Genomic DNA, 22,375 nt, shown 5'->3' with positions numbered 1-22,375 from the left:
ATTTCATTATTTTTTTATATATTCGAAATTTTATATATTATCCATAAAGCAAAAGCCAAAATAATCGTACTAATTATCGCTATAACTATACTACCAGTTTCTATTCCCATAATTTCCCCTATTGCATTGCTTCTGTAAGATTCCACATCGGCAAAAATATTCCAAGTGCCAGTGTAAATACAAATCCCGCTATTGCAGCTATTAAAACAGGTTCAATCAGCGCTGCAATATTATCAACAATATACCTGTATTTACTCAGATAATAATTGCTTGCCTTTTGAAGCATAAGTACAAGCGAGCCCGATTCTTCCCCAGCCGCTATCATTTGAATTATCATATTTTCAAACAGTCCGCTCTCAACAAAGCCCTGCTTTACAGTCCCACCCATCTGAATGGAATTTTTAATCAGTATCAGTCTTTTGTAGATAAATCTGTTATCAACAATATTTAAAGCAATTTCCACTGCATTAATTATAGGAATCCCCGCATCAATAAGTCTTTGCATTACAAAAATAAACCTGCCAATCATAGCCAACTTTATAACGGGACCCACTATATAAATTTTAAGCATAAATTTATCCATTTTAAGTCTTGCTTTTTCACTGGTATTATAAATATATGTTAATATTCCAAAAATTATTACAGCACCTGCTAATACATAAAGTCCATATTGTTCAAATGCATATTCTATCCATAATAAAAACCTTGTAGGAAGCGGCAATTCGGTATGAAGAGAGGCAAAAAGGGATTTAAATGGAGGAATTACAAATAAAATCACCACTACAAATGCAATCATCATTGCAAATATAATAAAAACAGGATAACGGGTTGCTTTTTTAAGTCTTTTTCTGTTTTCCAAAATTTCACTTAAAATTTGAGAGAGATCATGCATCGCCCTTGCCAGATCCCCTGTTTCTTCACCCAAAGAAACCATTGCTGTACTTAATGTGCCCAAATCTTTTTCAAACTTTTTAACACTATCGCTCAGTGAAAGACCGGCTCTAATATCATTTGCAAGTGAAAAAAATATTTTTTTTAATTTTTTATTTTTTATATTTTCTTTTATATTATCTATTACTGTATCTATACCAAGTCCGGCATCAAGCATTACATATAATTGATCAATAACGCTTATATATTCTTCAAAATCGATTTTTGCCAAATCAAGTTTTGTTAAAAATTCGTCTATTAAAGATTCTTTTTCAATTTTTTTTATATCTCTGATTATTGCCCTGTTATCTCTTTTTTTTAATAATTTTACAGCTTCGTTAATGCTTTTTGCTTTAAGTGTTTTTGAATATAATTTTCCGTTTTTTATATAATCTATTTTAAACCACATCTACTTTTACAACCCTCAAGATTTCTTCTAATGTAGTAATACCTGATTTTACTTTATTTATGCCGTCATCTATCATACTTACAAACCCAAGTTCTTTTGCAATTTCGAGAATTTCAACCTTGTCTTTGCTGTTCGCTATCAAATGGGCCAGTTTATCATTAATAATTAATACTTCGCTTATCATTTCACGCCCCAAATATCCGGTAAAATTACATTCCTTACATCCTTTGCCTTTGTAAAAGGTAATATTTTCTTTTAAATACGGTTTTATTAATTCCAGTTCCTGCTTGCTTGGATGAAAAACTTCTTTGCAGTAAGGACAAATTTTTCTTACAAGTCTTTGGGCAACCACTCCGATCAAAGCGTCGGCCACCAGATAATTTTCCGCCCCCATCTGAACCATTCTTGTAATTGCACTTGGTGCATCGTTTGTATGAAGCGTAGCAAGCACCAAATGTCCGGTAAGTGCCGCCTGAATAGAAGCGGTAAGTGTTTCAGTGTCTCTGACTTCACCTATCATTATAATATCAGGGTCCTGCCTTAAAATACTTCTTAAAGCCACGGCAAATGTTACACCTATTTTATAATTAACAGGAATTTGTTGAATCAGAGGAATTTCATATTCCACAGGATCTTCTACGGTAATAATTTTTTTATCAACTCCTTTTAATTCATTCAGTGCAGCATATAAAGTGGTTGTTTTACCGCTTCCTGTAGGACCTGTTACAAACACTATTCCATAAGGGGTGTGGATAAGTTTTTCAAATCTTTTTAAATTATATTCGCTCATTCCAAGTTCGGTAAGTCTAAGAAGAATTTTTTGCTGATCAAGTACCCTTAAAACTACGCTTTCTCCATGAAGAGTTGGTGTGGTGGAAACCCTGAAATCATAAATACGGTTATTATAATTTTTTGTAAATCTTCCATCCTGCGGTCTTCTTTTTTCACTGATATCCATATTTGAGAGTAATTTAATTTTGGAAATCAAAGGAAAATATATATCTTTATCGAAAGAAAAAAGCTCTCTTAAAACCCCGTCTATTCTGCTTCTTACCGAAAAATTGTATCTTCCCGGTTCTATATGAATATCGGTTGAACGCTGTTTTATCGCATTTTGAATTATTACATCCAAAAGCTCATCTATTGCGGCTATATTTTCCCCACCTCCTTTTTGAAGTTCAATTTTTACCTTTTTAATCAATTCGTTGGTTGAAATGGTAACTTTTAACCTCTCAAGTATGGCATTTATATCTTTGCTTAAAGCTATATATATTTGAAGAGGTTTTGGAGAAAATTTTTCAACCGTTTCCACCGCTTCATAATCAAGAGGGTCTGAAGTGGCAACATAAATATATTCGTCATCTTTTCTAAAAGGCAGAATCTTATGTCTTTCGAGCAAAGCAATTGGAAATGAGCTCATCAAATCATAATCTACTTTTTCACCAAATAAATCTACAAAAGGATATCCAAGCTGACGAGAAAGTGTTTCAAGTATCTCTTTTTCCGTTGCAAAACCGAGTTCAATTAATATTTCGCCAAGTTTTTTATAAACCCCCTCTTTTTTTAATTCTTTTTGTTTTTCAAGAGCATTGTTTAATTCTTCTTCGTTAATTATTTTATTTTGTATTAATAAATCCCCTAATCTTACATTTTTTCTAATCATCTGAACCAATACCTTTTTATTTTTTTACCTTTAATCTTTTCTATTATCATTTTATCATTTTCTTTATACATTTTTATGGTTATATCGTTTTTTTTGATTAAATAAACCTCACCCGTTTTTTTATACTTCTTATTTTTAACAGCATTAAAAACTGTAGATAAAATATGCCCGGTTTTTGGAAAATTAAAATCGCTGACATTAAAATTATCAAACAAAAATGAATAAAGAAGTTTTTTTTCATTAAATATTACAAGAAAATAAATAGCGTTTTTTCTGCCGACTGTTGTATGCTTTAAATAATTAATAATATATGGAAGCAAATATAAACTGTTTATTTTTACACAGGATACACCTATAACTGAGAGAATTTTTTCATTTTTTTTATATTTCATTATATTTTTATAACTGCATATTTTATTATAATTTTTATTTTTATATTCATCAATTATTGAAGCATTTAAAAAAACTGTCAATAAAATAAAAACGCTAAAAAGTTTCCCCATTTTTCATCCTTTCTATAATATTTAAAATATCTTTATTTTTAGTATAATCATAATAAATTTTTAAAATTTTAATCGCTTTTTGTTTTTGATTTAATTTATAAAGACTTTTGGCCACAATAATCCAGCTTTCAGGTTTATTTTTATTTTGCAAATTGGCATTTTTTGCCCATTTTAAAGCATTTTCATAATCACCGTTTTTATAATAATTTTTGGCAAGTGTTATACATGTTTCATACGAAGGCAGGGTTGAAATATTTAATAATTCTTTTTTGGATTTAATAATTTTTGTAAATTGCTGTTTATTTGATTATTTTAATTTTTTTTTTTAATTTTTTTCTTTTTTGTTTTTTTAATATCTTTTTATTTTTTTATAAAGAAAAATATTAAAAAAATTAAAAAAAACAAAAATAAAAAACGGTTTCTTTTCCTTTTTTTACACTCTTTTTCCAATTCGTAAAAAGTCATTTTAATTCCAGTTTTATAGCGCTCATTGTTAAAATACAATTATCTATTTTCCTGTATTTTAACGAATTTTTCAAAGAAAAGTTTAATAAATCCAAAGCTGTAAAAACAATTTTTTTACAAAGTCTAAAATTACCTCCGGAAAGGTTATAAATTTTTTTAAGTATTTTTTCATCTATAAGTTCAGGTTTATTGTTTTTTATAAATTTTGACATTGTGTATTTTTGAAATTCTTCAAAATTCAACGGTTTTAAATAAATTTTCTCATTGTATCTTGAAAAAAACTGTGGAAGTTTTGCAATTTTTTCCCCTTCAATTTTGTGCATCGCAAAAACGACCTGATTTCCTTTATCGCTAAGTGTTCTTAAAAATTCAAGTATTTTAATATCCAAAAGCTGCGCTTCATCAATTAACAATCTTTTATTTTCAATATTTCCGGCAAGTTTAAAAAATTCTTCTTTACTTTCAAATGCTTCATTAATTAAAATATAATCATTGAAATTTTTATAAAGATAATTTAATAAAAAACTTTTTCCGCTTCCAGGCTCTCCCAAAAGAAAAATAATATTTGATTTTGAAAAAAGCACCGATTCTTTAATTATTTCAAAATTTACATAAGAAAAATAATCTTTCAAATTTATTTTATCCTCAAATTCATTTATTAAATTACTTAACATCCAAATCCTCTAAATTAGGAAGCTTTTTATATCCATAACTTTCAAGCGTTTTTTTGGTATTCAAATCGATAATATGCGGGGTTATAACAAATACAAGTTCTTTTCTTGAACTTATTTCCTCTTTTGAAGAAAAAAGATATTTAATTAATGGAATTTCTTTCAGAACAGGAACTCCATTAACATTTATATTTGAATCGTTTGTTATCAAACCTCCAAGAACCAATGTTTGGTTATTTTTCATTCTAACAACGCTAATTAATGAATTATCTTTTGTATCAGGCGGCATTTCCCTTTTTGTATCATTTAGCTGGGTAATATCTTTAAAAGAGCTAATTCTTGGACTTATACTAAGAATTATTACTCCATTATCACTAATTTGAGGTGTAATATCTAATATGACTCCTACAAATGTAGAATTAATCTCATATGAAGCTGTTGGATTTCCGTTTGAATCAGTTGTAATTTCATTTGCATATTTATAATAAATTGTATCCCCTACCCTGATTAAGGCTTTTTGATTATTAAGTGTTACTATTTTAGGATTTGATATTGAATTTACATTTCCGTTTTGAGCTAAAAAATTTAAAAATCCGCTTATATTAAACGTTGCCGAATTGAAAACAGATTCACTGCCTCCAATATATGCCGCCCTGAGAGGAATATTCGAAGCATCCATTGCAATATTGAGTTTTGACCAGTCTATACCAGTCTGATGTGATTTTGAGAGTTCCACACTGTAAATTTTAACATCAATTAACACTTCTTTATGAAGCCTGTCACTTAAATCATTGAAATATTTTTTTATTTGATCCATTTGCGGTTTATTCGCAGTTACTGTTATCAGCCCTGCATTTTTATCTATTACAGGTTTTTTATAATCCCCGTTTATATTTGAAAGAATATTTATCAAATTATTTCTGAGGTTCTGCCAAAAATCAAAACTGTAATCGGTTTTTACCGTATTGTCGGTTGTATCCATATTTGAAACACCGGTTATGGAATTTGGTACAAAATCGAGCTTAAATGTCTTTGTTTTATAATAAGATATATATATATTATTGTTTTCTATTTTATAAAAAAGATTTTTAACATCAAAAAGGGTGTTTAAAAAATCCTTTAATGAGACATTGTCAATATTTATATAATTTATATCGGTATTTAAAATATCCTTTGCTTTTTTATCAATAATTACCACATTTAAATTACATTCGCTTGATATGTCTGAAATAATGTTACTGAATTTTACAGGGCTTTTTAGATGCAGGGTAAAGAGTTTTTTATTACAATCTGTGGCAAAAAGAGTTATTGCAATAATTAAAAACAGAAATATTTTTTTCATTTTTTAACCTTTAAAATATTACTTTCAAATTTTAAAACAACATATTTGTTGTTTTTTTTCAAAATCACTTTTTTTGGAAACACTTTTATTATTTTATAACCTTTTACACTGTTTCCAGCCCTCACCCATTTATGGTTAATAAGAGCTTTTTTATTAAAAATCGCTTCCAGTTTTAAATTCAAATTACTAACAGTATTGTTTAATACAGTTTTTTTTCCTTTTAAAGTACATGCTGGTAAAAATATTTTTTTAAAACGAGGTTTAAAATTTTCTATTTTTACTATTTCCATTAAAGCATTGCTAATACCCGCATATAAAAAAATCCCTGCTAATAAAAATAAAAATTTTTTCATTTAAGTCCCCAGACATTATATTTTATGTAAAAATTTGATCTGTTTTCATCAATATAACAACTCTCTACACTGTTTACATATTTTTGGGATTCCAAAAATTTAATAAGATTGAATAAATTTCTTTCATTGCAATACCCTAAAGTCCCGTTTATTTCTATATTGTAAATTTTAAAATTATTATTGTTTTTACTAATATAGAAATTAGGGTTTAAATTTAAAACCGAACTTTTATACAAAATATTTTCAAGCAGGGAGTAGAAATTTTTATCATTTATATTCAAAATACTTAAATCAATTTTTTTATTTAAATAATCCAGATCCTGAAGCTTTGAATATTCTTTTATTTTTAAATTTCTATATTCTTTTTTCAGTTTTGCCAGTTTTGTATTGTATTTTTTTAATGAAACATTTGCTTTATTTTCCAAATCACCAATCAATCGGCTGTTTTCATCAATTTTTGAACTTAAAACATTATAATTAAAATTGTAATAAATAATAATTCCGATTATAAATACAGATAAATAAAGTAATAATAAATTTTTTTTATCAAGATTTTGTAAAAATTCTTCCAATCTATTCATCATTATACTTTATTACAGTGATATATCTGTTTTTTTTATTGGTAATTTTATTGGAGAAAACATTTTTATATCCCAAATCTATAAGTTTTTTTACAAATTTTGCAATTAAATCTGAATTGTCAATATTGCTTTTTATCATTAAGTTTATTTTATTTTTGTTTTTTTCAAATTTTATAATTTGTAAATTATGTTTAACCGCAAAATCAACTGCATCGGCTATTTCATTGAAAAGGGGTTTTTTAACTTTTAAACCATATAAATAATCTATTTTTGATGAAATGTCTTCTGTTTGGGTGTCAATATTTGCAGTATTTTCTTTTTCTTTGTTAATTTTTTCTTTATATTTTTTTATGTAAAGTTTAACCAGTTTTATTTCTTTTTCTTTTTTTTGAAAAAAATTTTGCAATCTTGAAATCTGTTTTTGTTGATTGTTTATCAAATAATATTTGTATATTCCGTCAATTAATAAAAACATTAAAATAATAAAAGAAAATACCACAAATTTACCGCTTTTTGTTTTATAAAATTTCGGAGGTCTTAAAAAAATACTGAAATTGACTTCTTCATTATTATAATTTTTAGCATTATATACAGTTGCACAATATTCAAACGGGTCATATTCGCTCTCAATTTCAAATTTTTTAAATTCAATACCGCTTAAATGCCAAAAATTTTCATACGTTTCAATTAAAGCGTTTATTTTTATATCTGAATAAAAAAATATCCTGTTAATTTCATCCATATGGTAAAAATTTTTGGAATAATTAATCAAATTATTCACTTTCATAAAAAACTGTGAAAAAAAACTTTCTATTTTATTAAAAAATTCATCATTTTCATAAGATGTTTTATTTAAGCCTTTTTCTTTTAAAAGAGTGATAAGGGCGTCTTCTTTAAGATTTGTAATTGCAGCCAATTTGGAAAATTTATCCAGACTTTTGACAAAAACAAATTTTTTATCTTTAAATCCCACCAAAAATGCGTCTTTTGGAGTAAAAAATATAAATATATCGTTTTTGGGAATTATATTTGCAATATTATAATATTCTTCGAAAACAAAAGGGGCGGCCCCGACAAAATCGATATATTTAAATTTTTTAATAATATCGGAAAATTCTTCTTTTAACCTGTCAGCCTCAGCTATAAAAGCATCCACCAAATAATAATCATCAAATTTTTGAAATTTATAATTAATTTTATATTCTTTACTCAAATCAAGCGTGGCTTCGTTAAAAACCGTTTTTTCAGCTTCTATAACCAATTCGTCTTTATTTAAATCCGCAGGGAGTTTAAATGTGTTATTAAAAATATCTTTAAAATAAATTATAGAGGTATATATTCCTTTTTCTTTTTTAAGTTCTTTTTTTACAACTCTTCCGTCAACATATTCATACATATAATCTTTAGTTAAAAAATAGACATTTTCCATTAATTACCTTACATATCCACTTATTGGATAGAGTGTTAAATTTTTTTCTTTATTTTTATAACTTAATGTTATTGTAACAAAATTTTTAAGCAAATTTGTAAGCTTTTGATTTACTACCCCATCATAAGGCCTTCCCATATAATCAAAACAGAGTAAATTTCCACTTAAACCCCTTACCTGAATATCTGATTTAAAATAATATTTAACTCTTGATGCGTTTTCTTCTTTGTTAATATCATTTTTTGTAAGTTTTATACACGTTTCGTTGTTTTCACCAAAAACTTTATATCCAAGAGCATTTGTTTTTTTTGTAAGAATTAATTTTTTTAAAATTTCAAAATCACTTAAAGGCGTTTCATTAGGAATAAACTGCATACCAACAAAAGCAAGTATTCCCATAATTACTAAAATAAAAATAAGTTCTATCAAACTAAATGCTCTCATTCACGGCCTTTGAAGTGTTACTTTTTCAAGCACTATTTTTTTATTGTCATTTTTTGCACTGTTTAAGCTTACTACTTTTACATCCATTAACACATATCCGTTTGAAAAACCTGTTTTTATAGGAACACATATATTACAGTTATTTGGGCATTTATTATAAATATAATATCTTAAAATTGTAATATTTGCTTCAAATCTGCCATCTTCATCTGTAAAATGAATTGTTTTAAGGCAATTTCCACCGCTTCTATCATATCCTTCAATTGCAAGAAGAGCATTTTCAATTGCACTTTGCATAAAAAGCTGTGCCCTCTCAATCATATAAGTATCGCTTGTATGTTTAACACTGAAAAATGCTATTTTTGTTACAGCAGTCATTAATGAAGCTATTAAAAGCAAAATAATAATAGCCCATATAAGCCCAATTCCTTTTCTCAAAATACCACCTTCTGTTTGGAAACGGAGATATTAATATCACCCCTGCTTTTAAAAAATGTAAAAAACATTTCAAGATGTGAATTTACTTTTTTAAATTTAAATCCTTTTACATTTTGAGCCAATACTGTAACGTTTCCTTCCGGATTTCCGTTATTATCTGCACAAAAAGTATCACCCTTCCATGGTCTGTAATTATAAAACAAAAAAAGAGTATTATCTATTTCATTATCTGGTATATGAAGATTTGTTATACACGCAGCGTTTTTATTTATATCTTTTCCAAGCGCCAGTGCATAGGCACTGTCGGCCAAATAAAATTTTGCATAAATTTTTTTAGAGTCTGTATTGTTTAAACTTAAAAAGCAGTTATTTCCGTTTTGAGAATAATTTGATATTGTAAAAACATAGTTATGATTATTTCCATGCCAACCAAAAGAGTTATTATAATCACTCAAAACCTCCTGTGCTCCTATATCAAACGTCCCGGCAAAAATTAAAGCTGTTAAACTATCTAAATTGTCTGAAGTATTGTATTTGTTATGCAAAACATCATTAATAAAAGAAGAATTAAAATCAAGTGCTTTTAACGTAGGCTTACTGCTGTCATACAAATCGGCAAAACCGCTTAAATTCTTACCTACTTTTGCTTCGCTTAATTCACTCATCCACTCCATTATCGGATAATTGTCATTTTCATCAATATAACCTATATATTTAAAATTATTTCCGTTATAACCAATTACACTCAAAGGAATTCTGTTATATAAAAAAATTGATAATTGATCGCTCAGCTGCTGGGAAAAATATTCAAAATCACTCGACGTTTTTGCAATGTAGTTTCTTTTATATAATTTTGAAATTAAATTAAAACTTCCAATTGCAATAAAAGCCAAAATAACAATTACAAAAATCATTTCAATTAAAGTAAAAGATTTTTTTACCATAACACACTTCCAATTTTTATATGCCCTATATTTGCAGAATAATATTTAACAGAAGAGATTATATTATTTCCTTTATAGACAATGATTTTTATTCTTTTTATATTAGTTTTTGTATTATCGCTTTTATTGGTAAAATGAAAGTTTAAAGTATCATTATTATAACCGTTTTCCATTCATCTGTATAACCAACAGTTACATTTATATCATAAGTTGTATGTCCATAAGTTAATGTTTCATGAAAACCGTTATAATCATCCACATCATCATAAGGGGGCTCATTTGAATCAACACCTATACCACTCTCTTCAATATGGTTTATACAGTTTCTGCTTCCCACAAATCCGCCAACTCTATAGTTTGTTGTTGTATTACATTCCAGAATATTTTGATTTCCTGTTAATAAAATATCATCATAATTGGTATTTTGTTCATCATATTCTTTTAAAGAAATATCCATAGCTTTACTTATCATATTAAAAAGCGCATCCTCTTTTTTTGAAAATTCCAAAGATTTATTTGAAATTTGAATAATTTTTGGAATTACAGTAAATGTAAAAGCAATTATCACCATGGTAAAAATAAGTTCTATTAAAGTTAGCGCTTTTTTCAGCTTTTTTCCTTTTCACTAATTAATACATCTTCTATAATTTCCTGCAAATCCCCATCAAGTATATCGTCTACTTTTGAATATGACTTATTGCTTCTGTTATCTTTTACCTGCTGATACGGAAATAACACATAGCTTCTAATTTGATGTCCCCAGCCCATTTCATCTTTTGGTTTTCCATCTTCTTCTGCTCTTCTTTTTTCAGCTTCAAATTCATAAAGTTTTGATTTTAGCATTTTAAATGCCATTTCTTTATTTTTATGCTGACTTCTATCCTGCTGGCAAGAAACTACAATTCCTGTTGGAATATGAGTAATTCTAACAGCACTTTCCGTTTTATTTACATGCTGTCCTCCAGCACCACTTGCCCTAAAAACATCTATTCTTACATCTTTTTCATCAATTTCAATTTCTATATCATCATCAATCTCAGGAGAAACCTGAACAGATGCAAAAGAGGTATGGCGTCTGCCCCCACTGTCAAACGGAGACACTCTTACCAGTCTGTGAATTCCGTTTTCAGCTTTTAAATACCCGTAGGCGTTATCACCTTCTATCAAAATAGCCGCATCTTTTATCCCGGCCTCATCTCCAGCCTGATAATCAAGTACTTTTACCTTCCAGCCTTTTCTTTCAGCAAATCTTAAATACATTCTATAAAGCATACTTGCCCAGTCATGACTTTCAGTCCCTCCGGCTCCTGGGTGAATTGTAATAATTGCATTTTTTGAATCATTTTCACCGCTTAGCATAACTTCAATTTCAAGCTCTCTTATTTTATCTTTTAATTTACTAGCTTCATTAAAAACTTCTTCCAGTGTTTCTTCGTCTTCTTCGGCACTGGCCAGCTCATACATATCGTTGTTATCCATAAGTTCTTTTTCAACTTCAAGATATTTATTTAGTTTTTTTAATAAAATATTTTTTTCTTTTTGAATTTTTGCGCTTTTTTTAGGATCATTCCAAAATTCAGGCTCGTTTTCCATTTGTTCAATTTCAGAGAGTCTTTTTTTAATAACATCTGGTTTTAAAATAGCTTTTATGTTATTAAGTTTATTTTCGAGTTCTTTACTTAATTCAGAATATTCAAATGCGTCCATCACATTCCTTGTTTTTTTTATATAATTCTACCAAAAAAGGCTGGTTATGAAAATTTTAAGCTCACCCGAAGAGGCCATTGAATACACAAAAAGCTTAAAAGGCAATATCGGTTTTGTACCAACAATGGGTGCTTTACATGAAGGACATTTAAGTTTAATTAAAAAAGCAAGAAATGAAAATGATTTTGTAATAGTATCAATTTTTGTAAATCCAACCCAATTTTTGCCGGGGGAAGATTTTAATAAATATCCAAGAAGAATGAAAGCTGATTTTGAAATATGTAGACGAGCAGGAGTAGATGCAGTGTTTACTCCAACACCTGAGAATATGTATAATGAAGATGAAATTTTAATAAAAGCTCCAAAAGTTAAAGGTTATATACTTGAAGGTTTTTTTAGACCAGGACATTTTGATGGAGTATTACAGGTAGTAAATAAACTTTTTAATATAATCCGCCCAAACCGCGCATATTTTGGTAAAAAAGATGCCCAGCAGCTATATCTAATAAAACAGATGGTAAAAAATTTCTTTTTTGATATTGAAATAGTTGAATGTAATACAGTAAGAGAAAAAGATGGCTTAGCACTTTCAAGCAGAAATATCTATTTAAGCGAAGATGAAAGAAAAAGAGCTTTAAGTATTTCAAAATCACTAAAAAGAGCTGCAAAACTTTCAGCTACTATTAAAGATACTCAAAAAATTAAAGAAGAGATGCTAAAAATTTTAGATGTAAACGAACTTCAGTATATTGCTTTTGTAGACAGGGATTTTAATTATATAAAAGAAATTATTCCAGGAAACACAATAATTTTAATTGCTGCAAAAGTTGGAGAAACAAGGCTTATTGATAATATTTTTATCTAAATATTTTAACCCCCCTTTTTGTTTCATTTACTTTTGTAGTATTTGCCTCGGTTCCTTTTATTTCTCCGCTTTTAATAACCCCTTTTTCTCCGTTTTCCCATGTTATGCTAAAACAGAAATGATTTAAACAGGTAGAGTTAGGTGAAATGTTGTAATCATTTCCATATTTTGAATACCAAAGCCATTTTAGATTTGGTTCAAGCAAATGCACAACCGCAAAATTAATAGACGAATTAGTTCTTTTAATATGAAAAGTAACTTTTCCATTTTGAATAGAATTCACACTTACCTCAACACCATTTATTTTATTAGAAGCGTTATAATCACTTGAGACAATAATATTATCGTTGCTTATATTTCCATCTTTTGAAGAATGGTAATTATTTACATACCAATCAGGCAGTATTTCATTATTTGAAGGTAGTTTATTATCACTTTCATTTTTGTCATAAACTATAAAATAATCTTTTTTTGTATTAAATTCATCACTTTGAGCCTTTTCGTCAAAAAGCACAACATTTCCATAATAATAAAGAACTTTTCCTATATTTGTGATATTTCCATCAGCCACACCATCACTTACATTTATTTCACTTATATTCATATCAAACGGATTTATTGGTTTTGAAGAGTTTCTATCAAAATTAATAAAAAGTGTTATTTTAGTTGAACCATTATTATCTGTTGTAAAATTTGTATCATTATAATCAATTTGAAGGTTTTTGTTAATATCCGGAGAAGAAATATTTGATTTATTATCTTTTGCATCAATGTAATAATATTTCATTTTATCCAATTTAGGCATAGGAGATAAAATTTTAGAAACATTTATATCAATATCTTTTGCATAACAATCTTTATTATAATTCGTTGTGGTTTTATTGTTTTTATTTTTTGCAGTAATATTAATATCCAAAATTGAATATAAATTTAAATCATTATCTAAATAGGTAAATTTATTATCATAATTTTGAATAGTTGCATTTACTTCAAAATGATGAGGAGAAACTGAAATTTTAGCTTCTGCAGGCACTATTAGCCTATCATTATCAGAAGTGTCATCATTATCAGCAATTGAAAATTCACTGCCATTTACTTCTTTAAGCGTCAAATTAACACCACTAACTAATTCTAAATTTCCGTTATCACAATTATTTTTTGAAATATTGTATTCCAAATCGGGACTAGCTCCATTAATATTTACGCTTTCATTATAATCTTTTGAAGGATTACCGTTAACATCTAAAGCTTTTAGGGTTAAATTAAACTCATCCCCGGCTTTAATATTTGAAGGAATATTTGTTATTTCAAACTTACAAGGCCTAATTGAAAAATTATCGGTTGAATTACTCTCTTGAATCGGATTAATAGGATTTGTAACGTTTCCCTCAATATAGACTTTTATACATTTTACAGCTTTATTTATTTTAACATCAGAAATACCCAGACAGCCGGTAGGAGAAGTTTGGCCACAGTTAGTACAAATATTTTCTTGAATTATATTCATAAAAATCAACTTTTGTAATATTTGCTTCAATTTGAAATCTTTATCTTTTGCCAGTATTGTTAAATTAAAATCACTATTTACAATTTTTGTAGTTATATTTCTATCCCAATTATTTATAGCATTACAATCACCTAAAAAATAATCAACTGCATTAAAAGTTCCGTTTGTTTCCTGAGTGCCTTCGCATGTAGGGCATTTTCTTTCACTTCCATCATAATTTTTTCCACTCTTTTCATTTTTATAAATAAATCTAATACTTCTTTTTCTTAATGTGGTATTGTATATTTCAAATTCATCCACATCAGTTCCGATTGACTGACCGTTTGGCTCATTGTCTGTATTGCTTCCATAATCACTGTTAAATATAAGCCCTAAATATCCTGTATTAGGATGAGTATTAAATTTATCATAATATTTCCCATCCAAATAAAACTTCGTATTTTTGTTAGTTATTTTAAATGCCATCCATTAAGATTTTGAGGATTGAAGTCCCCGCCATTATCATCATCTACATTTAAAGTCCACGAATCTGAAAACCAGCTTTTTTCTTCAGTAAAATAGATAAAATCATATTTACTTCCAACCCTGTCTGCAATAATATTATATTCTAAACAAATCCCAAAAAAATAATTTGTACATACTTCAAAATCTTTATGCCCCTGCGTATTCAAAGGAAATTTAATCCATACATTAAGTGTGTATTTTTTAGGCAGTTTATAATTATTTTTTAATAAAACTGCTTTATCTTCTGTTGAAGTTGAATTTATATCACCGCCTCTGCAAATTTTTCCTTCAGTTGTATTTGCGCCATTTAAAGCTGTGGCATTATATGTATTCCCTGAATTACCACTATTGTTTATTTCATATGTATTTGGATTATTATCCCATTTACATTCATCCATTCTTAAATCTATTACTGGTTGAGATATTGCATATAAAAAACTAAAAAACAAACCGAATAAAACAATCAATTTACGCAAGCTTAACTCCTATAAACAAAATTATTATTCCAATAAAAGCGGCATTAAACTTTAAAAATACCTCTTAATTTTTTATAAAAAATCCACAAAACCCATAAAATTAATACATTAAAAGCTAAAAAAAAGACATATCTACCAAACCATTTGCTTTGATTTAGCTCAAACGATAGCAAAATATTGTTATCAATATAATACATTCCTATAATTGACAAAATCAAACCGACAAATAGTCCCAACTTTTCCTCTTTTCATCTTTTATTAATTTTTATTGATTTAATTATATCACTTTGATAAAATTAATGAAAAAAGGAAACAATTGAAAAAATTATACTTAGCATCTCTTGGCTGTGTAAAAAATTTAATAGATTCAGAAGTAATGCTTGGCAAACTTAAAAACTATTCATTAACACAAAACCCGAATGAAGCGGATGTAATAATTGTTAATACCTGCGGATTTATAGAAGCAGCAAAAGAAGAGAGTATTGAAACTATTTTAACTCTTGCAAATGAAAAAAAAGAAAATGCCCTTTTAGTAGTTACAGGATGTCTTAGTGAAAGGTATAAAAATATTTTGCCAAGAGAGATTCCAGAAGTTGATATTTGGAGTGGGGTTGGGGATTTTAATAAAATTGATGAATTGATTGAAAATAAAAAGTCTCAGTTTACTCCAAACGTATATTTAATTCATAATGAAGATAGGGTTATTACAGGTAGCAGTTACCATGCTTATATAAAACTTAGCGAAGGATGCAATCAAAAGTGTGCTTTTTGTGCTATTCCAAACTTTAAAGGAAAATTAAATTCCCGTCCTATTGAAGAAATAGTTGATGAAATAAAAAGACTAAAATCGCAAGGCTTTAGAGATTTTTCACTTGCCTCTCAAGATAGTAGCTCATATCTAAGGGATTATGGAATTAGAGATGGACTTGAGAGATTAATAGATGAAATAGATAAAATTAAAGGTATAACAGTTAGGATTTTATACCTTTACCCTGCCACCACAACTAAAAAACTGATTAGTAGGATATTTGATTCAAGCGTAGTGGAAAATTACTTTGATATGCCAATACAACATATTAGTGAAAAAATGCTTAAAATTATGAAAAGAAATTCAAGTGTTAAAAAATTAAAATCACTTCTTGAAGAGATGAGAAAAGAATTTTCATTTGTTAGAACTTCCGTTATTGTAGGCCATCCGGGAGAAAGTGAAGAAGATTTTAACGAGCTTAAAAAATTTTTAAAAGAGTATCAGTTTGATAGGGTAAATGTTTTTGCATATTCAGACGAAGAAGATACGGCCGCTTTTAAAAGAAAAGATAAAATATCTCAACAAATTATTGAAAAAAGACTCTTTGAAATAGAAGAAGTTGTAAAAGAAACCACAATAAACTCTCTTAAAAAATATATTGGAAAAACCTGTAAATGTTATTTTGACGGCTTAACGGAAGATAACCTTTTTTACAGTGTCCGCCCTAAACTCTGGGCACCTGATGTTGATGGAGATGTTTTAATAAACGAAAGCGAAGTTGAAAATCTTGAAGTTGGTAATTTATACAATGTAGAAATACAAGAATTAGCAGGAGATGAATTAATTGGAAAAATTACAAAATCAAAATAACCTTTTAGCTTTTTCAGCCGGAGTTGATTCTACAGCTCTGTTTTTTTATCTTCTTGAGAGAAATATTCCATTTGATATGGCTACTGTAAATTATCACACAAGAAAAGAGAGTGATGAAGAGGTTGCATATGCCAAAGAACTTGCTGAAAAATATAATAAAAAAATATATATAAAAGACTGTTTTTTAGAAAAATTCAGCGAAAAAGAGGCAAGAAAGTGCAGATATAAATTTTTTGAAGAAATTATAAAAAAATTTAATTATAATACACTTATTTTAGCACACCAGTTAAATGACAGGTTTGAATGGTTTTTAATGCAGTTTGGCAAAGGTGCGGGACTTAATGAATTAATAGCAATGGATAAAACGGAGGAGAGAGATTTTTATAAAATATATAGACCTTTTTATAATATATCTCGTGATGAAATATTAACATACTTAAATGAATCAGGTGTTAAATATTTTTACGATAAAAGCAATGACGACATAAAATTTGTAAGAAATTTAATCAGACACAGATTTTCAAATGAATTTATTAAACAATTTAGAGAAGGGGTTAAAAAAAGTTTTGAATATTTAGAGAAGGATAAAAAACTTTTATTTGATAAACCTATTCAAAGAAAAAAAGAACTATTTTATTTTGAAAAATCAAACCCTAAAATTGATATAAGAATAGCAGATAAAATTATTAAAAAATTAGGGGCTCTTTTAACATCCAAACAAAGGGAAGAAATATTAAAAACAAACTTTAACTGCGTAATTCAAGGAAAAATTGCTATAGATAATAATGAAAAATTTATTTATATATCACCTTATATTAAAACTTCAATGCCAAAAGAATTTAAAGAAAAAATGAGAAAAGAAAAAATTCCTCCAAAAATCAGGGGATATATTTTTACATTCTTAAAGTAGCAACAATCCTTTTTGAATTTTCCAAAAGCCCTAATGCATCAATTATGGTTTTACAGACAATATCAGAATTTACAATCGATTTAGAACTTGCCCCTTCTTCATTTATTACACATACTCCAATATCCGCAGCTTTAAGCATCAAGGAGTCATTATTTCCGTTTCCTATAGCAAATGTGTTTTTTAAATTTTTTACAAATTCCTCTTTTTCTTTTGTGTGATTGTTTGTTTTTAATATTGTAAGTTTAACCGGCAGATTTTGGAGCTCTTTAGTGGCATTTCCGTGTGTATCTGATGTTATAACATAAATATTAAAATTTTCTGAAATCCTTTTATAATAGACTTTCATTTCTTCAAAAATTTTTCCGTCTCTTGCAATAGTTCCGTTAAAATCCAGAACTACATTTTTTATTTCTATAACACCAATATTTTGAATTTCAAGTTTCATTTTACATCCTTAGTGAGTAGTGAGGTAGTATAGAGATTTTTACAACTCACTATTCACAATTTATCACTTACTAATTAATGGTGGTCGCAACAGGGCTCGAACCTGTGACCCCTACCACGTCAAGATAGTGCTCTACCAACTGAGCTATGCGACCGTGGATGAAATTTTATCATTTTTTTTAAAAAAATAAAAGTAAGCAAAAAGTATTATACTTAAATCTATCATTGTGTCAGCAAAATTAAAAATAGCAAAATTAAATCCGCAGTGCCAGTAAACATAATCCACAACCCCTCCTCTTATAAACCTGTCAGACAAATTAGATAAAGCCGCCCCAAACAAAATACCACTAAGTATTGGATATTTATTTATAATTTTTTCTTTTATAAAATAAAATCCCAATAAAACAATCAAAATTAACTGAATGTATTTTAAATAATTTCCCAAAAAACTGAACATAGAAAAAGCAACGCCTTTATTTATTGCAAGTGTTAAAGATATACATCTGTTATTCCATTCAAATCCGTTTAAAAATAAAACTTTTATAGCTTGGTCTATTACAAAAATAATTAAAAAAGAAAAAATAAATTTTAATTTTCCATCATGGCCGTTTTTCAAACGGCCAGATGAGTTTAATTCGCTTAGCTCATTTACACTCATTTTCCATTATCCATTTTCCATTTATGAAAGTTTACTTTTAAAAAATTCCGTCAGTTTATTTAAAAGCTCTTTTGCTCTTTTTTCGTTTTCCCCTTCTATTAAAAGTCTTAATTTATTTTCCGTTCCGGAATATCTTATTAAATGTCTGAATCCGTTTTTTTCAATTTCTTCGAAAAGTGCTTTTGCCCCGTCTATTTTTTGAAGGGGAATTTTTTCCACCACATTTATATTTGCCTGAATCTGGGGAAACAGTTCAAACAGATTAAACGCCTCACTCGCTTTTTTAGACGATTCCAACAAATATGCACATACCTGAAGCGCACTTACAAGCCCGTCGCCCGTTTTTGCATAATCGCTGAAAATTATATGGCCCGACTGTTCTCCTCCGAAATTTATATTTTCTTTTTTCATAAGTTCCAATACGTTTTTATCGCCCACATTGCTTCTTAATACTTCAATGCCGAATTTATTTAAAAATTTATCAAGTGCGGAATTGCTCATAACGGTAACCACTGTTTTATTGGTGGAAAGTTTATTTTTTTTATGTAAATAGTATGCCAAAGCACCGAGTAATTTATCGCCGTCTATAACTTCGCCTTTTTCATCAACCACCACAAGCCTGTCGGCGTCTCCGTCAAATGCAAAACCCACATCGGCCCTGTACTCTTTTACTTTTTCCGCCAAAATTTCAGGATGCATGGCTCCCGAATTTGAATTTATGTTAAATCCGTTGGGATTATTGTTTATTGTAATTACATCGGCTCCCAATTCTTCAAAAATAGTGGGGGCCACTTTGTAAGCCGCCCCGTTTGCCGTATCGATTACGATTCTAAATCCGTTTAAATTAAGATTTTTAGGAAAAGAAGATTTGATATGAACTATATATCTGCCTATAACGTCGTCTATTCTTTTGCTTTTCCCTATTTCTTTTCCTGTTTTTAAGGAAAAATCATTTTTAAAATATCTCTCTTCTATTTTTACTTCTATCTTTTCATCAAGTTTATTTCCCGTTGCATCAAAAAATTTTATTCCGTTATCATAAAAAGGATTATGACTGGCACTTATCATTATTCCGCCGTCGCATCTCATATCTTCCGTTAAAAAAGCAATCGCAGGTGTCGGCATAGGGCCTATCTGGATAACGTTGTATCCTATGGCCGTAAGCCCGGAAACAATTCCGTTTTCTATCATATAACCGCTTCTTCTCGTATCTTTGCCGACCAGTATTTTTCCGGTTTTTTTCTCTATTGTCTCCCCGAAAGCCATTGCTATTTTTGTAGCCAAAAAGGGTGTGATTTTTTCTCCCGCTTTACCTCTTATCCCGTCTGTGCCGAATAATTTCATTCTTTTCCTTTGTGGAGTGAAAAATTAATTTGCAAATTTTACCAAATTTTTATAAAATACGCTTCAAAAAAGGATATAAATGGCAAATAACAAATCAGCTCTAAAAAGAATTAGACAAACAAAAAAAAGAACTGAAAGAAACAGATATTTTAAAACAAGAGTAAAAACAATTACTAAAAAAATAGAAAACGCAGTGGCTGAGGGAAATTATGAGGAAGCTTTTAATGCGTTCAAAGTTGCAAACAAAAAATTCCAGGGTTATACAAATAAAGGTATTTTAAAGAAAAATACAGCAAAAAGAAAAATAAGCAGACTCCATCATTTAGTAAAATCAATAGAACCAAGCGCATAATTTTCTCCCTTCTTTTTTTATTTTAATTTACTTTAGGTTAAAAATGAAAGGTGAAATTCTATTTTTCGCTTTTCACTTTTAACTTTTAACTCTTAAGGAATAAAAATGCTGCTTGATAAACTTAAACCGTTTGTTGATAAATACAATGAAATAAATAAAAAATTAAGCTCGCCCGAAATAACAAAAGATATCAAAAAAATGACAAAACTTTCACGCGAAGCAAAACATCTTGAAAAAATTACCCAAAAAGCAAAAGAATATGAAAAAACCATAAATACTATTGAAGAGGCAAAATCAATGCTTGATGATCCTGAAATGGCGGAACTTGCAAAGGAAGAGTTAAAAGAAGCTGAAGAAAAATTACCAAAACTTGAAGAAGAGATAAAAATTCTTTTACTTCCAAAAGACCCAAATGACGATAAAAATATTTTCCTTGAAATAAGAGCAGGAACCGGAGGGGATGAAGCGGCCCTGTTTGTGGGAGATTTATTAAAAGCATACCTCAGGTATGCTGAGAATAAAGGCTGGAAGGCAGAAATTGTAAGTGAAAGCAAAAACGACATGGGAGGCTTCAAAGAGATTATTGTATTAATAAAAGGTGAAAATGCTTATTCACGCCTTAAATATGAAGGCGGAACCCACAGGGTTCAAAGAATTCCCGAAACCGAATCTCAGGGAAGAATTCATACCTCAGCCGTAACGGTTGCCATTATGCCGGAAATTGACGATGTGGATTTGGAAATTGATCAAAAAGATTTGAGAATTGATGTAATGAGAGCCGGAGGAGCCGGAGGACAGCATGTAAACAAAACGGAAAGTGCCGTCAGAATCACCCACATCCCCACAGGAATAACAGTATCTATGCAGGATGAAAGAAGCCAGCAGAGAAACAAAGATAAAGCCATGCAGATACTTAAAGCAAGGGTTTACGAATATTATGAAGAAAAAAGAGCGGCCGAAACTAAAGAAAACAGGAAAAGTCAGGTTGGAAGCGGGGATCGGAGCGAAAGAATAAGAACATACAACTATCCTCAAAACAGAATAACCGACCACAGAATCGGACTTACATTATATAGATTAGAGCAAATTATGAACGAGGGGCTTTTTGATGAAATAATCGACCCGCTTATAACCCATTATCAGGCAGAAGCATTAAAAGAGGCGGGGCTGTAATATAGTGAGTTGTGAGTAGTGAATAGTGAGTGGTGAGCTTGCCGGCCGCTTGAAAAGCGGCGGGGTGGTGAGTTGTGAATAGTGAGTTGCCAAGTGCCAAAAAAATAAGTTTAGGAAAATGGAAAATGAGCGAAAATGAGCAAAGCGAATTACGCTCACCTGGCCGTTTGAAAAACGGACACGGTGGAAAAGTTGAAAATTTGTGAAGAAGCGAAAAAATTAAATATTCCACATTGGGTTAGACCAACCCCTTTTTTAACGGTTGACGGGATTATTAAAATTTTTAATCCGGAATTTAGCGGGATTGTGTTAATTAAAAGAAAAAACCCTCCTCTTGGATATGCTCTCCCCGGTGGTTTTGTAGATTACGGGGAAAGTGTAGAAGATGCCCTAAAGCGTGAAATGAAAGAAGAGACTTCTTTAGATATAAAAAGAAAAAAACTTCTTGGAGTTTACTCTAACCCAAATAGAGATCCAAGAATGCATACTGCAAGTTGCGTATTTGTTTGTGAAGCAAACTCTCTTCCAAAAGCCGGGGATGACGCAAAAGAATGTAAAATTTTTAAACTTGAGAAAATTCCTTTTGAAAATTTGGTATTTGACCATTCAAAAATCTTAAAAAATTTTTTAAATATGATATAATTA

Annotated in this window: 26 protein-coding genes and 1 tRNA gene; 7 read left to right on the top strand and 20 right to left on the bottom strand. The window is 28.9% G+C overall.

Annotated elements, in window-relative coordinates; translation table 11 throughout:
* Positions 1-118 precede the first annotated feature (118 nt).
* The 14 genes from DZ64_RS0106010 to prfB form a co-directional block, all read right to left on the bottom strand.
* The gene (locus DZ64_RS0106010) at positions 119-1,339 is read right to left on the bottom strand and encodes a type II secretion system F family protein (protein WP_024789821.1); all 1,221 of its coding nucleotides are present in this window, start codon (positions 1,337-1,339) and stop codon (positions 119-121) included.
* On the bottom strand, positions 1,329-3,002 hold the full coding sequence (locus DZ64_RS0106005; RefSeq protein WP_024789820.1) for a GspE/PulE family protein: 1,674 nt from the start codon (positions 3,000-3,002) through the stop codon (positions 1,329-1,331). Before DZ64_RS0106005 ends, DZ64_RS0106010 begins: the two co-directional genes overlap by 11 nt.
* Positions 2,999-3,505 carry a hypothetical protein gene (locus tag DZ64_RS0106000; RefSeq protein WP_024789819.1) on the bottom strand — a complete coding sequence of 169 codons (507 nt, stop codon included), beginning with the start codon at positions 3,503-3,505 and terminating at the stop codon, positions 2,999-3,001. Before DZ64_RS0106000 ends, DZ64_RS0106005 begins: the two co-directional genes overlap by 4 nt.
* A complete protein-coding gene (locus tag DZ64_RS11870) occupies positions 3,489-3,728 on the bottom strand; it encodes a CDC27 family protein (protein ID WP_236618730.1) in 240 nt (79 codons plus the stop codon). The genes DZ64_RS0106000 and DZ64_RS11870 overlap by 17 nt, the downstream gene beginning before the upstream one ends.
* 238 nt (positions 3,729-3,966) lie before the next feature.
* On the bottom strand, positions 3,967-4,644 hold the full coding sequence (locus tag DZ64_RS0105980; RefSeq protein ID WP_024789818.1) for an ATP-binding protein: 678 nt from the start codon (positions 4,642-4,644) through the stop codon (positions 3,967-3,969).
* Positions 4,634-5,983, bottom strand: coding sequence for a type II secretion system protein GspD (locus DZ64_RS0105975; protein ID WP_024789817.1), 1,350 nt, complete (start codon positions 5,981-5,983; stop codon positions 4,634-4,636). Before DZ64_RS0105975 ends, DZ64_RS0105980 begins: the two co-directional genes overlap by 11 nt.
* Positions 5,980-6,336, bottom strand: coding sequence for a hypothetical protein (locus DZ64_RS0105970; protein ID WP_024787670.1), 357 nt, complete (start codon positions 6,334-6,336; stop codon positions 5,980-5,982). The genes DZ64_RS0105975 and DZ64_RS0105970 overlap by 4 nt, the downstream gene beginning before the upstream one ends.
* The gene (locus DZ64_RS0105965) at positions 6,333-6,917 is read right to left on the bottom strand and encodes a hypothetical protein (protein ID WP_024787669.1); all 585 of its coding nucleotides are present in this window, start codon (positions 6,915-6,917) and stop codon (positions 6,333-6,335) included. The genes DZ64_RS0105970 and DZ64_RS0105965 overlap by 4 nt, the downstream gene beginning before the upstream one ends.
* Positions 6,910-8,346, bottom strand: a complete 1,437-nt coding sequence (locus tag DZ64_RS0105960) for a hypothetical protein (protein WP_024789816.1) — start codon at positions 8,344-8,346, stop codon at positions 6,910-6,912. The genes DZ64_RS0105965 and DZ64_RS0105960 overlap by 8 nt, the downstream gene beginning before the upstream one ends.
* Before the next feature lie 3 nt (positions 8,347-8,349).
* The gene (locus tag DZ64_RS0105955) at positions 8,350-8,790 is read right to left on the bottom strand and encodes a type II secretion system protein (RefSeq protein WP_024789815.1); all 441 of its coding nucleotides are present in this window, start codon (positions 8,788-8,790) and stop codon (positions 8,350-8,352) included.
* Positions 8,791-9,228 carry a hypothetical protein gene (locus DZ64_RS0105950; protein WP_024789814.1) on the bottom strand — a complete coding sequence of 146 codons (438 nt, stop codon included), beginning with the start codon at positions 9,226-9,228 and terminating at the stop codon, positions 8,791-8,793. It abuts the gene before it with no gap.
* The gene (locus DZ64_RS0105945) at positions 9,225-10,172 is read right to left on the bottom strand and encodes a type II secretion system protein (protein ID WP_024789813.1); all 948 of its coding nucleotides are present in this window, start codon (positions 10,170-10,172) and stop codon (positions 9,225-9,227) included. Before DZ64_RS0105945 ends, DZ64_RS0105950 begins: the two co-directional genes overlap by 4 nt.
* A gap of 142 nt (positions 10,173-10,314) precedes the next feature.
* Positions 10,315-10,743 carry a hypothetical protein gene (locus tag DZ64_RS0105935; RefSeq protein ID WP_024789811.1) on the bottom strand — a complete coding sequence of 143 codons (429 nt, stop codon included), beginning with the start codon at positions 10,741-10,743 and terminating at the stop codon, positions 10,315-10,317.
* A gap of 35 nt (positions 10,744-10,778) precedes the next feature.
* On the bottom strand, positions 10,779-11,879 hold the full coding sequence (gene prfB / locus DZ64_RS0105930) for a peptide chain release factor 2 (protein ID WP_024789810.1): 1,101 nt from the start codon (positions 11,877-11,879) through the stop codon (positions 10,779-10,781).
* 46 nt (positions 11,880-11,925) lie between these two features.
* Between prfB and panC the strand changes: the two genes are divergently transcribed.
* On the top strand, positions 11,926-12,744 hold the full coding sequence (panC, locus tag DZ64_RS0105925) for a pantoate--beta-alanine ligase (protein WP_024789809.1): 819 nt from the start codon (positions 11,926-11,928) through the stop codon (positions 12,742-12,744).
* On the opposite strand, the gene DZ64_RS0105920 is transcribed toward panC, so the two are convergent.
* Positions 12,737-14,716 carry a DUF6701 domain-containing protein gene (locus tag DZ64_RS0105920; protein ID WP_024789808.1) on the bottom strand — a complete coding sequence of 660 codons (1,980 nt, stop codon included), beginning with the start codon at positions 14,714-14,716 and terminating at the stop codon, positions 12,737-12,739. The two genes, panC and DZ64_RS0105920, sit on opposite strands and share 8 nt — an antisense overlap.
* Positions 14,701-15,231, bottom strand: a complete 531-nt coding sequence (locus DZ64_RS0105915; RefSeq protein WP_024789807.1) for a hypothetical protein — start codon at positions 15,229-15,231, stop codon at positions 14,701-14,703. Before DZ64_RS0105915 ends, DZ64_RS0105920 begins: the two co-directional genes overlap by 16 nt.
* 316 nt (positions 15,232-15,547) lie before the next feature.
* On the opposite strand from DZ64_RS0105915, the gene rimO reads away from it, so the two are divergent.
* Both rimO and tilS read left to right on the top strand, forming a co-directional pair.
* A complete protein-coding gene (gene rimO / locus DZ64_RS0105905; RefSeq protein ID WP_024789805.1) occupies positions 15,548-16,849 on the top strand; it encodes a 30S ribosomal protein S12 methylthiotransferase RimO in 1,302 nt (433 codons plus the stop codon).
* Entirely contained in the window at positions 16,824-17,759 is a 936-nt protein-coding gene (gene tilS / locus DZ64_RS0105900; RefSeq protein ID WP_024789804.1) for a tRNA lysidine(34) synthetase TilS, read from the top strand. The genes rimO and tilS overlap by 26 nt, the downstream gene beginning before the upstream one ends.
* Here tilS and DZ64_RS0105895 read toward each other — a convergent pair.
* From DZ64_RS0105895 to glmM, 4 genes are all read right to left on the bottom strand, one after another.
* Complete coding sequence (locus DZ64_RS0105895; RefSeq protein ID WP_024789803.1) at positions 17,743-18,204, bottom strand: HAD family hydrolase; 462 nt, start codon at positions 18,202-18,204, stop codon at positions 17,743-17,745. The genes tilS and DZ64_RS0105895 overlap by 17 nt on opposite strands.
* Before the next feature lie 78 nt (positions 18,205-18,282).
* Positions 18,283-18,358, bottom strand: a tRNA-Val gene (locus DZ64_RS0105890).
* Entirely contained in the window at positions 18,349-18,861 is a 513-nt protein-coding gene (gene lspA / locus DZ64_RS11475) for a signal peptidase II (protein ID WP_024789802.1), read from the bottom strand. The genes DZ64_RS0105890 and lspA overlap by 10 nt, the downstream gene beginning before the upstream one ends.
* 21 nt (positions 18,862-18,882) lie before the next feature.
* Positions 18,883-20,205: a phosphoglucosamine mutase gene (gene glmM, locus DZ64_RS0105880; protein ID WP_024789801.1), complete on the bottom strand. Its 1,323-nt coding sequence runs from the start codon at positions 20,203-20,205 to the stop codon at positions 18,883-18,885.
* Between the two features lie 79 nt (positions 20,206-20,284).
* Here glmM and rpsT point away from each other — a divergent pair, with 79 nt between their 5' ends.
* The 4 genes from rpsT (at position 20,285) to DZ64_RS0105860 (ending at position 22,372) form a co-directional block, all read left to right on the top strand.
* On the top strand, positions 20,285-20,557 hold the full coding sequence (gene rpsT, locus DZ64_RS0105875) for a 30S ribosomal protein S20 (RefSeq protein ID WP_024789800.1): 273 nt from the start codon (positions 20,285-20,287) through the stop codon (positions 20,555-20,557).
* Between the two features lie 105 nt (positions 20,558-20,662).
* A complete protein-coding gene (gene prfA, locus DZ64_RS0105870) occupies positions 20,663-21,730 on the top strand; it encodes a peptide chain release factor 1 (RefSeq protein ID WP_024789799.1) in 1,068 nt (355 codons plus the stop codon).
* A gap of 74 nt (positions 21,731-21,804) precedes the next feature.
* A complete protein-coding gene (locus DZ64_RS13740) occupies positions 21,805-21,936 on the top strand; it encodes a hypothetical protein (protein WP_255327516.1) in 132 nt (43 codons plus the stop codon).
* Positions 21,923-22,372: an NUDIX domain-containing protein gene (locus DZ64_RS0105860; protein WP_024789798.1), complete on the top strand. Its 450-nt coding sequence runs from the start codon at positions 21,923-21,925 to the stop codon at positions 22,370-22,372. The genes DZ64_RS13740 and DZ64_RS0105860 overlap by 14 nt, the downstream gene beginning before the upstream one ends.
* Positions 22,373-22,375 lie beyond the last annotated feature (3 nt).

This window comes from Lebetimonas sp. JH292 (assembly GCF_000523275.1).
Classification (GTDB): domain Bacteria; phylum Campylobacterota; class Campylobacteria; order Campylobacterales; family Nautiliaceae; genus Lebetimonas.
The sequence above is the reverse complement of the archived record's forward strand: the minus strand, read 5'-3'. Positions and strand labels throughout refer to the sequence as shown.